Genomic DNA, 13,578 nt, shown 5'->3' on the forward strand with positions numbered 1-13,578 from the left:
TCGGCTATGAACAACTCGGTTACGAACACGGCCCGGTTGCTCTGGGCGGGCCTGCGGGCCCTGCTGGTCCTCACCGTCGTCTGCGGGGTGATCTACCCGCTCGCCGTCACCGGCGTCGGCCAGGCCCTGTTCCACGACAAGGCCAACGGCTCGCAGATCAGCGCCGGCGGGAAGGTCGTCGGCTCCTCGCTGATCGGCCAGTCCTACAACCTGCCGCTGAAGAAGGGCCAGGAGACCCCCGAGCCCGACCTGAAGTGGTTCCAGGGACGCCCCGCCAACGGTCTGGGCACGAACTCGGTCAACACGCAGTACAAGCTGATCCTGTCCGGCGCCACCAACCGGTCGGGCGACAACAAGGACCTGATCGACTGGGTGACCGCCGCCAAGAAGGCCGTCGTCAAGGACAACTCGGTCAACGGCTACACGGTCAAGCCCTCCGACGTGCCCGCCGACGCGGTGACGTCCTCCGGCTCCGGCCTGGACCCGGACATCTCTCCCCAGTACGCCGACATCCAGGTGCACCGGATCGCGGAGAAGAACGGACTGCCCGTCGCCCAGGTACAGAAGCTGGTCGACGAGCACACCGACAGCCGCACCCTCGGCTTCATCGGCGAACCCCGCGTCAACGTCCTCGAACTCAACATCGCGCTCAAGGCACTGACCGGGAAATGACCGGGAGCCAGTGACTCAGCGATGACCCGGGTGCTGGTCGTGGAAGACGACCCCCAGCTCGTACGAGCGCTCGTGATCAACCTGCAGGTCCGTCAGTACGGAGTGGACGCGGCGCCCGACGGCACCACGGCCCTCCGGCTGGCGGCCGCACGGCAGCCCGATGCCGTCGTGCTCGACCTCGGGCTGCCCGACATGGACGGCGTGGACGTCATCAGGGCGCTGCGCGGCTGGACCCGCGTACCGATCCTGGTGCTGTCCGCGCGCCGCGCCTCCGGCGAGAAGGTCGCCGCGCTCGACGCGGGTGCCGACGACTACATCACCAAGCCGTTCAGCATGGACGAACTCCTCGCCCGGCTGCGCGCCGCCGTCCGCCGCACGGAGACCCCGGCGCTCGCGCCCGGGGCCGACGTGGTCACCACCGCCGAATTCACCGTCGACCTGGTGGCCAAGAAGGCGAGACGCGCGGGCCGGGACGTCCGGCTCACGCCCACGGAGTGGCACCTGCTGGAGATCCTGGTCAGCAACCCCGGCCGCCTGGTCCCGCAGCGCCGGCTGCTCGAGGAGGTGTGGGGCGCCTCCCGGAGCACCAAGACCAACTACTTGCGGGTCTACATGGCCCAGCTCCGCCGCAAGCTCGAAGCCGACCCGTCCCATCCCCGCCACTTCATCACGGAGCCGGGAATGGGGTACCGCTTCGAGGCCGGCGACTGAGACCGGGGTGACGCACGGGCGGGAGGGAAGCCCGTGCTTCACGGCGGACCGGCGCGGCCCGCGGGCAGGCCGGGGTGGTCCGGCCTGTCCCGGCCGGGGTGATGAGGGCCGAGCGACCCCGGCCTCCGGGCGCGCCCCGCCTGGCGCGTCCTTGGCGGCTCGCGGCCAGGTGGACCCGCCAGACTGACTCCGGACAGGACGAACCAGTCGAAACCACCCTGCATCGCGAGGTCCCCGATGGCGTACGGACTGGCCCGCCGCGAACTGCGGCCGAGAGTTCCCCTGCGACACGGGGAGGGCGACAAGTACCGCCTGACCAGCATCGAGGGGCTCGCCGCACTGTCCCTGGACGCGCTCAGCTCGGTGGCGTACGGACCCGAGGCGATCGTGCTCGTCCTGGTCGCCGCCGGGACGGGCGCACTGACCGCCACGCTGCCGGTGACGCTGGTCATCGCCGCGCTGCTGGCGGTGCTCGTCGTGTCGTACGGGCAGGTGATCGCCGTCCATCCGGACGGGGGCGGCGCGTACGCGGTGGCGAAGAAGGACCTGGGACCGACCGTCAGCCTGCTCGCGGCGGCCAGCCTCGTCGTCGACTACGTCCTCACCGTGACCGTCAGCCTGGCGGCGGGCGCCGCGAGCCTCGCCTCCGCCTTCCCGTCCCTCGGCTCGCACCTGCTGGCGATCTGCCTGATCGGCCTCGCCCTGCTCACGGCGGTGAACCTGCGGGGCGTGGCCGAGAGCGCCCGGGTGCTGATGCTGCCCACCGCGCTGTTCGTCGTGAGCATCCTCGGCATCGTCGTGCTCGGGCTGCTGCGCGGCCACCCCGTGGCCGTCGTGGGCACCGCGCACCCCGTGCACGCCACCGAGGCACTCGGTGTCCTGCTGCTCCTCAAGGCGTTCTCCTCCGGCTGCTCCGCGCTCACCGGGGTGGAGGCCATCGCCAACGGCGTGCCCTCCTTCCGCGATCCGCGCGTCAAGCGCGCCCAGCGCACCGAACTGATGCTGGGCGCGCTGCTCGGCCTGATGCTGATCGGCATGGCCCTGCTGATCCGCCGCGACCAGGTGGCCCCGCGCGGCGGCGTGACCGTACTGGCGCAGCTCACCGCGGGCGCGTACGGCACGGGATGGCCGTACTACGCCACGAACCTCATCGTCACCCTGGCGCTCGCCCTCGCCGCCAACACCAGTTTCGGCGGACTGCCCGTCCTGATGAGCCTGCTCGCCAGGGACCACCGGCTGCCGCACTTCTTCGGGCTGCGCGCGGAGCGCCCGGTGTACCGCTGGGGGGTGGTCGCCCTCGCGCTGCTCGCGGCGGTGCTGCTGATCGCCGTGGACGCCGACACCCACCGCATGATCCCGCTCTTCGCCATCGGGGTGTTCATCGGATTCAGCATCAGCCAGATCGGTCTGGTGCGGCACTGGGCGGGGGAGCGGCCGCGCGGCTGGCTGCGGCGCGCGACGCTCAACGGCATCGGCGCCGTCCTGACCGTCGTGGCGGGGATCGTCCTGCTGGCCACCAAGTTCCTGGAGGGGGCCTGGGTGGTGGTCGTCACCATCCCGCTGCTGATGCTGCTGTTCTCCCGCATCCAGCGCTACTACACGGAGGCCGGCCGGGAACTCGGGCTCGGCGAGACCCCGCCGCCGCTGAGCGTCGCCGACTCCCTGGTCATCGTTCCGGTCAGCCAGGTCAGCCGGCTCACCCGGCACGGGCTGCAGGCCGCCCTCGCCCTCGGCCACGAGGTCGTCGCGGTCGCCGTGTACGCCGATCCGGCCAAGGCCCTTGCGCTCAGGGAGAGTTGGGACCGCTGGAATCCTGGCGTACGGCTTGACGTCATCGACAGTCCCCAGCGCTCGCTGGTGGAACCGATCGTCGAGTACGTGCGGCGGGCGGCGAAGGGGGGCCGTCAGATCGCCGTCCTCATCCCCGAGGTCGAACCGCTCCACCGCCGCTACCAGATCCTGCAGAACCAGCGCGGCCTGCTGCTCGCCACGGTGCTGCGGGCCCGTACGGACGTGGTCGTCTGCGTGGTGCCGTACCGGCTGAGCGTGTGAGACGACCCGGCTTCCGGCCAGGGGGAGCGGGTACGCGGGAGACGAGGTGGCGCGGGGCGCCAGGTCGCGGGGAAGTGGCCCTGCACACATGTTGACGTGCGTCTTACCCCCGCCTGCCACACTGACCGCCGGACGAAGGGAGGACCACATGTCGATGGTCGGCAACCTGCGCAGGGTCGCCCGGCTGGCGCGCGGCGGACGCCAGGTGGACCTCAGCCACCCGGCCCGTTCCCCGCTCGGATCCGCCGTCGTCAACTGCGTCATCTACCGCGACGGGGTCCGCCAGGAGGCCGCCTCCGGCATGGAGGAATCCGTCGCCCGGGTACGCAAGCACGGCGGTCGCGGCTTCGTCTGGCTCGGCCTGCACGAGCCCACCGAGGCGGAGTTCACCCGCGTCGCCGACCTGTTCGGCCTGCACCCGCTCGCCGTCGAGGACGCCGTCCACGCCCACCAGCGTCCCAAGGTCGAGCAGTACGGCGACATCCTCTTCGCCGTCTTCAAGTCCGTCGCCTACGTCGAGCACGAGGAACTGACCGCCACCAGCGAGGTGGTCGACACCGGCGAGATCATGGTCTTCACCGGGGCGGACTTCGTGGTGACCGTACGGCACGGAAGCCACGGCTCGCTGGGCCCGCTGCGTGAGGACCTGGAAGCCGACCCGGGGCAGCTGGCCAAGGGGCCGGCCGCGGTGCTGCACGCCATCGCCGACCACGTCGTCGACGACTACCTGTCCGTCACCGACGCCGTCCGGGACGACATGGACCAGGTGGAGTCCGACGTCTTCTCACCACAGGGCCCGAAGACCGCCGACGCCGGCCGCATCTACCAGCTCAAGCGCGAACTCCTCGAATTCAAGCGGGCCGTGGTTCCCCTCGGCCGCCCCCTGCACGCCCTCGCCACGCGGCCGACGCGCGCGGTCGACCCGGAGATCCAGGCGTACTTCCGCGACGTCGCCGACCACCTGGACCGGGTCACCGAGCAGCTCACCGCCTTCGACGCGCTGCTCGACTCCGTCCTCCAGGCCCACCTGGCCCAGGTGTCCGTCGCCCAGAACGAGGACATGCGCAGGATCACCGCCTGGGCCGCGATCATCGCCGTACCGACGATGGTGTGCGGCATCTACGGCATGAACTTCGACCACATGCCCGAACTCCACTGGCGCTTCGGCTACCCCCTGGCCCTGGCCGTCATCGCCCTCGCCTGCGTGGTCATCCACCGGGGGTTCAAGCGCAACGGGTGGTTGTGAGCACCTGTCGGCCCCGGCCGTCCCGGTAGGCGGCGGGCCCCGCGGCCCGGAAGGCGGGACCCGCAGGTCCCGCCGTCTGTCACTCCGGAGGTCCCGCCCGTGTCATCGGAGAACGGGACTCAGGGCCACACCAGGCAGTACGGCTGATGCCCCGCCTCGTGCAGACGATGGCTGAAATCCTGCCATTCGTGGAGAAGCTGGTACACGTTGAACGCGTCCCGGGGCCCGCCCCGGTCCGGCACCGTCGACCAGATGAACGCCGCCGCGCCCACGGCCTCCTCGCCGATGCCACGGAGCGGGTCGACGACGGTCATGGGGAGCTTCACGACGGCGTAGTCGGGGTGGAGGACCACGAGTTCCAGCGGGGGCACCTTGTGCAGGGGGACGCCCTCGATACCGGTGAGGACCATCGCGGCCATCGTCTCCGGCTTGATCTTGGTGAACATGCCGTTCATACCGAGCTCGTCGCCGCCGAGTTCCTCGGGGCGCATGGAGATCGGCACCCGGGCCGCGGTCGCGCCGTCCGGTGCGCCGAAGTATTTGTACGTCACCCCCACCCGGCCACCATTCCCGCTTCCTGCCCTGAGCCGGTCTGCCCCGCGGTCCGTGTAGTCCATACCGTCCATACGGGCCGACGAGTCGATCCGCTCAGGATCGCCCTGTGATCCTTGTGACCCTTGCGATCCCGGCGTGCCCTGTGCCTGCCGTGCCTCGGCTTCCTCCGCCTCGCGCCGGTGCTTCCCCCGCCGGGCACGCCGAGGACCGAGGTCATCGGTCCCCTCGCCCAGTCCGCCACCGCGATGCATATCTCCACCCGACTGCTTTTCTAAGGCGCGCGACCCCCGCCACGCAACCCGATCATCGTGACAGTGACCTCCCCCACGGCCGCACGCCGAAACGTACGCTGAAACACCTGTCCGCAGGATCTTCGCAGCCTCTGACACCATGGCCCGTGTGAGCTATCCGTACGAAGCCCCAGTTTCGCAGACTCTTTTCGACCGTGCGGCTGCCGTCACGCCGGGCGGCGTGAACTCTCCGGTGCGCGCGTTCCGCGCCGTGGGCGGTACGCCCCGCTTCATGGTGTCCGGAAACGGTCCATACCTGACCGATGCCGACGGGAGGGAATACGTCGACCTCGTTTGTTCCTGGGGGCCGATGATCCTCGGTCACTCCCGGCCCGAGGTCGTCGCCGCCGCGCAGGAGGCCGTCGCCCACGGTACGTCCTTCGGTACGCCGGGCGAGGGTGAGGTCGCGCTCGCGGAGGAGATCGTCGCCCGCGTCGAGCCGGTCGAGCAGGTCCGGCTCGTCTCCAGCGGGACCGAGGCGACGATGTCCGCCATCCGTCTCGCGCGCGGGTTCACCGGGCGGCCCAAGGTCATCAAGTTCGCGGGGTGCTACCACGGACACGTGGACGCCCTGCTCGCCGCGGCCGGCAGCGGCCTCGCGACCTTCGCCCTGCCCGACACCCCCGGCGTCACCGGCGCCCAGGCCGGCGACACCATCGTCCTTCCCTACAACGACCTCGAAGCCGTGAACGCGGCCTTCCACGCGCACCCGGGCGAGATCGCCTGTGTGATCACCGAGGCCTCGCCCGGCAACATGGGTGTCGTGCCGCCGCGCCCCGGCTTCAACCAGGGCCTCAAGGACGCCTGCGCGAAGAACGGCGCCCTGTTCATCTCCGACGAGGTCATGACCGGCTTCCGTACCAGCAGGTCCGGCTGGTACGGCATCGACGGGGTCAAGCCCGACCTGATGACCTTCGGCAAGGTCATGGGCGGCGGCTTCCCCGCCGCGGCCTTCGGAGGCCGCAAGGACGTCATGGGGCATCTGGCCCCCGCCGGGCCCGTCTACCAGGCCGGCACGCTCTCCGGGAACCCCGTCGCGACCGCCGCCGGACTCGCGCAGCTGCGGCTGCTCGACGACGCCGCGTACGAGACGGTCGACGCCGTCTCCGCGCAGATCCGCGCGCTCGTCACGGAGGCGCTCACCAAGGAGGGCGTGGCGCACCGGCTGCAGAACGCCTCCAACATGTTCTCGGTCTTCTTCACCGGACGTGAGGTGCGCGACTACGAGGACGCGAAGGCGCAGGAGTCCTTCCGGTTCACCGCGTTCTTCCACGCGATGCTGGCGCAGGGCGTCTACCTGCCGCCGTCGTCCTTCGAGTCGTGGTTCGTGTCCACGGCCCACGACGAGCGGGCCATCCAGCGGATCGCCGACGCCCTTCCGGCGGCGGCACGGGCAGCGGCGGAGGCCACGGCATGAGCGAGAGCGTGAACGAGAGCATGAGCGAGAGTCGGCATCAGGACATCACCGTCGTCCACCTCATGCGGCACGGCGAGGTCGCCAACCCGGACGGGGTGCTCTACGGGCGGCTGCCCGGGTACCACCTCTCCGAGCTCGGGCGGCAGATGGCCGACCGGGTCGCCGAGCACCTGGCGTCGCGTGACGTCACGCAGGTGATCGCCTCCCCGCTGGAGCGGGCGCAGGAGACCGCGACGCCCATCGCCAAGGCGCACGGACTCGACCTCGGGACCGACGAGCGGCTGATCGAGGCCGAGAACGTCTTCCAGGGCAAGACCTTCGGGGTGGGCGACGGCGCGCTGCGCAGGCCCGAGAACTGGAAGTACCTCGTCAACCCGGTCAAGCCGTCCTGGGGCGAGCCGTACGTGGAGCAGGTCGTCCGGATGATGGGGGCGCTGGACGCCGCCAAGGACGCGGCCCGTGGTCATGAAGCGGTGCTGGTCAGCCACCAGTTGCCGATCTGGATCGTGCGTTCCTTCGTCGAGCGGCGGCGGTTGTGGCACGACCCGCGGAAGCGGCAGTGCACGCTCGCGTCCCTCACGACCTTCACCTACCGCGGCGACAAGATCGTCTCCGTCGGCTACAGCGAGCCCGCCCGGGATCTCGTCCCGTCCCATCTCCTCGCGGGCGCCAAGCCGGTGAAGGGGAAGAGCAAGGCGTTCGGCGCGTAGCCATTCCGGTCCCGCATATGAACTTCCGGTGACTGTGAAGTGTGCCACTCGGATCGATCTTCGTAAATTATGATCAATATGAGCGAGTTGGCGGAACCCATCCGCGCTTCGTGCCCTCTCATTATGTGCCTGCTGAGAGACAGCTGAGAGGGCGCGAAGGAGATGGGGACCGCATGCGGGACATCAGCCGGAGGGGAATGATCGGCCTCGGGGCGGGTGCCACGGCGGCACTCGGACTGGCGGCGTGCGGCACCGCGGACCACGACGCTTCCAACGGTGCGAGCGATTCACGGCCGGGCAAACCCGGTCGGTCGTCCCGGCCCGGCGCTCCCAAGCCCACCGCGCGCCCGATAGGCGACGGCTCCACCTCCTTCACGGGCAAGCAGCCGAAGCAGCCCAAGGCCCCCGTGCCCCTGGAGCCCGGCGAGACCCCTCCGCAGTTCGTGATCTTCTCCTGGGACGGCGCGGGGGAGGTCGGGACCGGCCTCTTCTCCCGGTTCCTGCGGCTCGCCGAGGAGCACGACGCGCACATGACCTTCTTCCTCTCCGGGCTCTATCTGCTGCCCGAGTCGAAGAAGCGCATGTACCTGCCGCCGAACAACCCCCGCGGCGCCTCGGACATCGGCTACCTCACCGACGAGCACGTCAAGGCGACCCTCGGAGGCGTCCGGCAGGCCTGGCTCGACGGCCACGAGATCGGCACGCACTTCAACGGCCACTTCTGCTCCGGCCACGGCACCGTCGCCAACTGGACGCCGGCCCAGTGGCGCAGCGAGATAGACCAGGCCAAGTCCTTCGTCAAGGAGTGGCGGACCAACACGGGCTGGAGCGATCTGCCCTCGCTGCCGTTCGACTACGACAAGGAACTCATAGGCGGCCGGACCCCGTGTCTGCTCGGGCAGAACAACCTGCTGCCCACCGCCAAGGAACTCGGCTGGCGCTACGACGCCTCCTCGCCCGGTGGACGCCAGCGCTGGCCGCAGAAGAACCGGGGCGTGTGGGATCTCCCACTGCAGGCCGTCCCGTTCCCGGGCCACAGCTTCGAAGTCCTCTCCATGGACTACAACATGCTCGCCAACCAGTCGGTCAACTCGACGAAGGCGCCGTCGTACAACTACCCGGGCTGGCGGAAGCAGGCCGCCGAGGCCTACATCGCCGGATTCCGGCGGGCGTACGAGTCGAACCGGGCGCCCTTCTTCATAGGCAACCACTTCGAGGAGTGGAACGGCGGCATCTACATGGACGCCGTCGAGCAGGCCTTCACGTACATCGCGCGGGAGAAGGAGAAGGGCGAGGACGTGCGGCTCGTCTCCTTCCGGCAGTTCGTGGACTGGCTGGACGTACAGCCGCCCGAGATCGTCGCCAAGCTGCAGTCCCTGGACGTGGGCCGGCGGCCGGCCGGCGGCTGGAAGACGTTCCTGGGCGACACGGACAAGGCGACCGCCGGCGCCTCCGCCGGTGCCTCGTCCAGCGCGTCGGGGAGCGCCACCTGAAAGGGTGTTCTCCGCCCGCGAGGGGGGTGCGGAAGATCCCCGAAACGGGCATGCGAAACTTTTCACATGAGTGCCGCCTGTCGCGCCGAACCACGCTCGAACCGCACCCGTAGCCGCGTCGCCCTGCTCACCGCCGGGGCCGCCGTCGCCACGCTCGTCCTGTCCGCGTGCGGGTCCGGGGGGACCTCCGGAGGGTCGGGCAACACCAACTTCGTCGCGGGCAAGGACGGCATCTCCACCGTCGCGAAGGGGTCACGGGTCGACGCACCGGACCTCTCCGGCGCGACCGTCGACGGCAGGAAGCTCGACGTCGCGGACTACAAGGGCAAGATCGTCGTCCTGAACGTGTGGGGTTCCTGGTGCCCGCCGTGCCGTGCCGAGGCACCGAACTTCGTCAAGGTCGCCAAGGACACCGAGGCGAAGGGCGTGCAGTTCGTCGGTATCAACACCCGTGACTCCGAGACCTCGCTCGCCCGCGCGTTCGAGAAGGAGTTCGGGGTCACGTACCCCAGCCTCTACGACCCGACGGGCAAGCTGATGCTCCGCTTCAAGAAGGGCACGCTCAACCCGCAGACGATTCCCTCCACGCTCGTCATCGACCGGGACGGGAAGGTCGCGGCGCGGACGCTGCAGGCCCTCAGCGAGGACAAGCTGCGCGAGATGCTCGCCCCGATCATCGCGGAGAAGTGACCTGACGTGTCCCTTCTCGCCGCCTCCGCCGACGGAATGAACGGCACCGTCTACAGCGGGGCCCTGCTGCTCGCCCTGCCCGTCGCCGTGCTCGGCGGGCTCGTCTCCTTCTTCTCACCGTGTGTGCTGCCGCTCGTACCGGGCTATCTGTCGTACGTCACCGGTGTCACCGGTACCGATCTGGCGGAGGCCAGACGGGGGCGGATGGTCGCGGGCGCGAGCCTGTTCGTACTCGGCTTCACCGCCGTGTTCGTCTCCGGCGGGGCACTGTTCGGGTACTTCGGGTCGACGCTGTACGAGCAGCAGGGCGCTCTGTCCAAGGTGCTCGGCGTGCTCATGATCCTGATGGGCGTCTTCTTCATGGGGATGATGCCCTGGCTGACCCAGCGCGAGTTCCGCTTCCACAGGCGGCCGGTGGCGGGTCTGGTCGGGGCGCCCCTCCTCGGCGCGCTGTTCGGGATCGGCTGGACGCCCTGCATCGGCCCGACCCTCGCCTCCGTGCTGGCGCTCTCCTCCAACGAGGCGAGCGCGGGACGCGGGGCCATACTGACCGTCGCGTACTGCCTCGGACTCGGCGTGCCCTTCGTGCTCGCCGCCGTCGCCTTCCGCAAGGCGCTCGGCGCCTTCGGCTGGGTCAAGCGCCACTATGTCTGGGTCATGCGCATCGGCGGCACCATGATGATCGTGACCGGTGTGCTCCTGCTGACGGGTGCCTGGGACAGTCTGGTGCAGCAGATGCAGACGTGGTCCAACGGCTTCACGGTAGGGATCTGATCGATGAGCACGACCGACACCGATACCGACGACGGCACCGGTAGGACGGCGGCGGAACCGGTGGCCGCCAAGCGGCACATCGGGGTGAGCGCCGACGGCGAACTCGGCGAGGCCGGATCCCAGCTGTCCACGGCGCCCGTCGACACGGCCGTGCCCGGTTCGTTCGGCGGGATGCGGGCGCCCGGCCCCATCGGGGCGCTGGCATGGACCGGCCGTGAGGCCGTCGGCTGGGCGCGCTGGTTCTGGCGGCAGCTGACCTCCATGCGGGTCGCGCTGATCCTGCTCTTCCTGCTGTCGCTCGGCGCGATCCCCGGGTCGCTGATCCCGCAGTCCGGGACCGACGCGCAGAAGGTCGCGGACTTCAAGGACGCGCACTCGCTCCTCGGTCCGTTCTACGACCGGCTGGGCCTCTTCCACGTCTACAGCTCGGTGTGGTTCTCGGCGATCTACATCCTGCTCTTCGTCTCGCTCATCGGCTGCATCGTGCCCCGCACCTGGCAGTTCGTGGGGCAGCTGCGCGGCCGTCCGCCGGGCGCGCCGAAGCGGCTGGACCGGCTGCCCGCGTACGCGACCTGGCGCACCGCCGCCGAGCCGGAGCAGGTCCGCGAGGCCGCGCTCCAGGTGCTCGGGCGGCGCCGCTTCCGGGCGCACGTGGAGAAGGACGCCGTCGCCGCCGAGAAGGGCTACCTCCGCGAGACCGGCAACCTGCTCTTCCACATCGCGCTCGTCGTGATGCTCGTCTCCTTCGCCTGGGGCCAGCTCTTCAAGTCCGAGGGCAACAAGCTGATCGTCGAGGGCGACGGCTTCTCCAACACGCTCTCGCAGTACGACGACTTCAAGTCGGGCAACCTCTTCGGCAGCGACGACCTCACGCCGTTCAGCTTCGACCTGAAGAAGTTCACGGGTACCTACGAGCGGACCGGTCCCAACAAGGGCACCCCGCGGACCTACCAGGCGGCCGTCACCTACAGCGTGGGCGCCTACGGCAAGGACCGGAAGACCCTCGTCAAGGTCAACGAGCCGCTGAGGATCGGTGACTCGAAGGTCTACCTCACCGCCCACGGCTACGCGCCCGTCGTCACGGTCCGCAACGGCAGGGGCGACGTCGTCTTCCACGACGCCGTGCCGATGCTGCCGCTCGACCCGAACGTCACCTCGCAGGGCGCGATCAAGGTCATGGACGGCTACCGGAACGGGCGGGGGCAGCCCGAGCAGCTCGGCTTCTCCGGCGTCTTCGTGCCGACCTTCGCGGGCGCGGGCAAGGGCACGATGTTCTCGCAGTTCCCCGCGCTCGACTTCCCCGTGCTCGCGCTGACCGGATACCACGGCAGCCTGGGGGTCGACGCGGGCATCCCGCAGAACGTGTACCAGCTCGACAAGTCCAAGATGACGCAGTTCAAGGACGCGAAGGGCAACCCCCTCGCGGCGCGTCTGCTGCCCGGCGAGACCATGAAGCTGCCCGACGGTGCCGGCTCGATCACCTTCGACAAGGGCGTCAAGCAGTGGGCGAACTTCCAGGTCACCCAGCAGCCCGGCAGTGACTGGGCGCTCGCCGGAGCCTTCACCGCGATCTTCGGTCTCGCCGGCTCGCTCTTCATCCAGCGCCGCCGGGTCTGGGTGCGCGCCACCACGGGCGCGGACGGTGTGACCGTCGTGGAGATGGCGGGCCTGGGCCGCAGCGAGTCCGCGAAGCTTCCCGAGGAGCTCGGCGACCTGGCCGCGCTCGTGCACGAACAGGCACCCACCAAGACCGACGAACCCGACGCGGGGACGGACCCCGACGCCGGGACGGACCCCGCAGCCGAGCCGGACGCCGATTCGGACACCACCGACCCCGACCCTCACGCCGTACCTGCCGCCGAAGGGGCTGAGAAGCAGTGACTCTCGCCACCGCAACCAACGAACACCTCGCCAACATCAGCAACACGCTGGTCTACTCCTCGATGGCCGTCTACACCCTGGCCTTCTTCGCGTACATCGCCGAGTGGATCTTCGGCAGCCGCAGCAAGGTCGCCCGCACGGCGGCCGCGCTCACCTCCGGCACCGAGGCGGCGACTCCCGCGGTCACCGTGAAGTCGGCGGGCGGTACCGCCGTCCTGGAGCGGCCGCAGGTCGTCACCCGGTCCGCGGCCGGCGCCCGTGACGTGCCCGACGGGCCGGGGGCCCACGGCGGGGACGAACAGGGCGACCTGTACGGCCGCATCGCGGTGTCCCTCACCGTGGTCGCCTGGGCCGTCGAGACGGCCGGCGTGGTGGCCCGCGCCCTGTCGGTGCAGCGTGCGCCGTGGGGCAACATGTACGAGTTCAGCGTCACCTTCTCGACCGTCGCCGTGACCGTGTACCTGGCGTTCCTGCTGGCGAGGAAGGACATCCGCTGGCTGGGTCTGCCGCTGGTCACCACGGTCCTGCTCGACCTCGGTCTCGCCGTCACGGTGCTGTACACCGCCAGCGACCAGCTGGTTCCCGCACTCCACTCGTACTGGCTCTACATCCACGTCTCGACCGCGATCCTCTGCGGCGCGATCTTCTACGTGGGCGCGGTCGGCACCCTGCTGTACCTCTTCAAGGACTCCTACGAGAACAAGCTGGCGGGCGGTGGCAGGCCCGGGAGCTTCGCCACCTCCGTCATGGAGCGGCTGCCCTCCTCGGCCTCCCTCGACAAGTTCTCCTACCGGGTCAACGCCGCCGTCTTCCCGCTGTGGACCTTCACGATCATCGCGGGCGCGATCTGGGCCGGTGACGCGTGGGGCCGCTACTGGGGCTGGGACCCGAAGGAGACCTGGGCGTTCATCACCTGGGTCGCCTACGCCTGCTATCTGCACGCCCGTGCCACGGCCGGCTGGAAGGGCCGCAAGGCCGCGTACATCGCGCTCATCGCCTTCGCGTGTTTCCTCTTCAACTACTACGGCGTCAACATCTTCGTCTCCGGCAAGCACTCCTACGCCGGGGTCTGACGCCCGCACCGGCG

General features: G+C 69.9%; 12 protein-coding genes. 11 read left to right on the top strand and 1 reads right to left on the bottom strand.

Going from position 1 to position 13,578, the window contains the following annotated elements:
- The first annotated feature begins 6 nt into the window (after positions 1 to 6).
- The 4 genes from HEP85_RS22980 to HEP85_RS22995 all read left to right on the top strand — a co-directional run bounded on the left by HEP85_RS22980 (position 7) and on the right by HEP85_RS22995 (position 4,681).
- Entirely contained in the window at positions 7 to 672 is a 666-nt protein-coding gene (locus tag HEP85_RS22980) for a potassium-transporting ATPase subunit C (RefSeq protein WP_168529452.1), read from the top strand.
- A gap of 21 nt (positions 673 to 693) precedes the next feature.
- A complete protein-coding gene (locus HEP85_RS22985) occupies positions 694 to 1,383 on the top strand; it encodes a response regulator (protein ID WP_168529454.1) in 690 nt (229 codons plus the stop codon).
- Positions 1,384 to 1,620: 237 nt separating this feature from the next.
- Positions 1,621 to 3,435: an APC family permease gene (locus HEP85_RS22990; RefSeq protein WP_168529456.1), complete on the top strand. Its 1,815-nt coding sequence runs from the start codon at positions 1,621 to 1,623 to the stop codon at positions 3,433 to 3,435.
- Positions 3,436 to 3,583: 148 nt separating this feature from the next.
- Positions 3,584 to 4,681, top strand: a complete 1,098-nt coding sequence (locus HEP85_RS22995) for a magnesium and cobalt transport protein CorA (protein ID WP_168529458.1) — start codon at positions 3,584 to 3,586, stop codon at positions 4,679 to 4,681.
- A gap of 119 nt (positions 4,682 to 4,800) precedes the next feature.
- Here HEP85_RS22995 and HEP85_RS23000 read toward each other — a convergent pair whose 3' ends face one another.
- Entirely contained in the window at positions 4,801 to 5,487 is a 687-nt protein-coding gene (locus HEP85_RS23000; RefSeq protein WP_194280607.1) for a hypothetical protein, read from the bottom strand.
- A gap of 139 nt (positions 5,488 to 5,626) precedes the next feature.
- On the opposite strand from HEP85_RS23000, the gene hemL reads away from it, so the two are divergent.
- From hemL to ccsB, 7 genes are all read left to right on the top strand, one after another.
- Entirely contained in the window at positions 5,627 to 6,943 is a 1,317-nt protein-coding gene (gene hemL / locus HEP85_RS23005) for a glutamate-1-semialdehyde 2,1-aminomutase (protein WP_168529460.1), read from the top strand.
- On the top strand, positions 6,940 to 7,653 hold the full coding sequence (locus HEP85_RS23010) for a histidine phosphatase family protein (RefSeq protein ID WP_248002043.1): 714 nt from the start codon (positions 6,940 to 6,942) through the stop codon (positions 7,651 to 7,653). Before hemL ends, HEP85_RS23010 begins: the two co-directional genes overlap by 4 nt.
- Before the next feature lie 173 nt (positions 7,654 to 7,826).
- Positions 7,827 to 9,146 (top strand): hypothetical protein, encoded by a 1,320-nt coding sequence (locus tag HEP85_RS23015; protein WP_369657809.1) that lies wholly within the window; start codon positions 7,827 to 7,829, stop codon positions 9,144 to 9,146.
- A 66-nt stretch (positions 9,147 to 9,212) separates the two neighbouring features.
- Complete coding sequence (locus HEP85_RS23020; RefSeq protein WP_168529461.1) at positions 9,213 to 9,836, top strand: TlpA disulfide reductase family protein; 624 nt, start codon at positions 9,213 to 9,215, stop codon at positions 9,834 to 9,836.
- Between the two features lie 36 nt (positions 9,837 to 9,872).
- Positions 9,873 to 10,610: a cytochrome c biogenesis CcdA family protein gene (locus HEP85_RS23025; RefSeq protein ID WP_168533929.1), complete on the top strand. Its 738-nt coding sequence runs from the start codon at positions 9,873 to 9,875 to the stop codon at positions 10,608 to 10,610.
- 3 nt (positions 10,611 to 10,613) lie between these two features.
- Positions 10,614 to 12,491: a cytochrome c biogenesis protein ResB gene (locus HEP85_RS23030; RefSeq protein WP_168529463.1), complete on the top strand. Its 1,878-nt coding sequence runs from the start codon at positions 10,614 to 10,616 to the stop codon at positions 12,489 to 12,491.
- On the top strand, positions 12,488 to 13,564 hold the full coding sequence (gene ccsB, locus HEP85_RS23035) for a c-type cytochrome biogenesis protein CcsB (protein ID WP_168529465.1): 1,077 nt from the start codon (positions 12,488 to 12,490) through the stop codon (positions 13,562 to 13,564). The genes HEP85_RS23030 and ccsB overlap by 4 nt, the downstream gene beginning before the upstream one ends.
- The last annotated feature ends 14 nt before the right edge of the window (positions 13,565 to 13,578 follow it).

It is taken from the genome of Streptomyces sp. RPA4-2 (genome assembly GCF_012273515.2).
GTDB classification, from domain to species: domain Bacteria; phylum Actinomycetota; class Actinomycetes; order Streptomycetales; family Streptomycetaceae; genus Streptomyces; species Streptomyces kaempferi.

Coding starts and splice junctions, on each gene's coding strand:
- HEP85_RS22985 (WP_168529454.1), top strand. CDS start 694: ATGACCCGGGTGCTGGTCGTGGAAGACGACCCCCAGCTCGTACGAGCG.
- HEP85_RS23025 (WP_168533929.1), top strand. CDS start 9,873: ATGAACGGCACCGTCTACAGCGGGGCCCTGCTGCTCGCCCTGCCCGTC.
- HEP85_RS23010 (WP_248002043.1), top strand. CDS start 6,940: ATGAGCGAGAGCGTGAACGAGAGCATGAGCGAGAGTCGGCATCAGGAC.
- HEP85_RS23015 (WP_369657809.1), top strand. CDS start 7,827: ATGCGGGACATCAGCCGGAGGGGAATGATCGGCCTCGGGGCGGGTGCC.
- hemL (WP_168529460.1), top strand. CDS start 5,627: ATGGCCCGTGTGAGCTATCCGTACGAAGCCCCAGTTTCGCAGACTCTT.
- HEP85_RS22990 (WP_168529456.1), top strand. CDS start 1,621: ATGGCGTACGGACTGGCCCGCCGCGAACTGCGGCCGAGAGTTCCCCTG.
- HEP85_RS23030 (WP_168529463.1), top strand. CDS start 10,614: ATGAGCACGACCGACACCGATACCGACGACGGCACCGGTAGGACGGCG.
- HEP85_RS22995 (WP_168529458.1), top strand. CDS start 3,584: ATGTCGATGGTCGGCAACCTGCGCAGGGTCGCCCGGCTGGCGCGCGGC.
- HEP85_RS22980 (WP_168529452.1), top strand. CDS start 7: ATGAACAACTCGGTTACGAACACGGCCCGGTTGCTCTGGGCGGGCCTG.
- HEP85_RS23000 (WP_194280607.1), bottom strand. CDS start 5,487: ATGCATCGCGGTGGCGGACTGGGCGAGGGGACCGATGACCTCGGTCCT.
- HEP85_RS23020 (WP_168529461.1), top strand. CDS start 9,213: ATGAGTGCCGCCTGTCGCGCCGAACCACGCTCGAACCGCACCCGTAGC.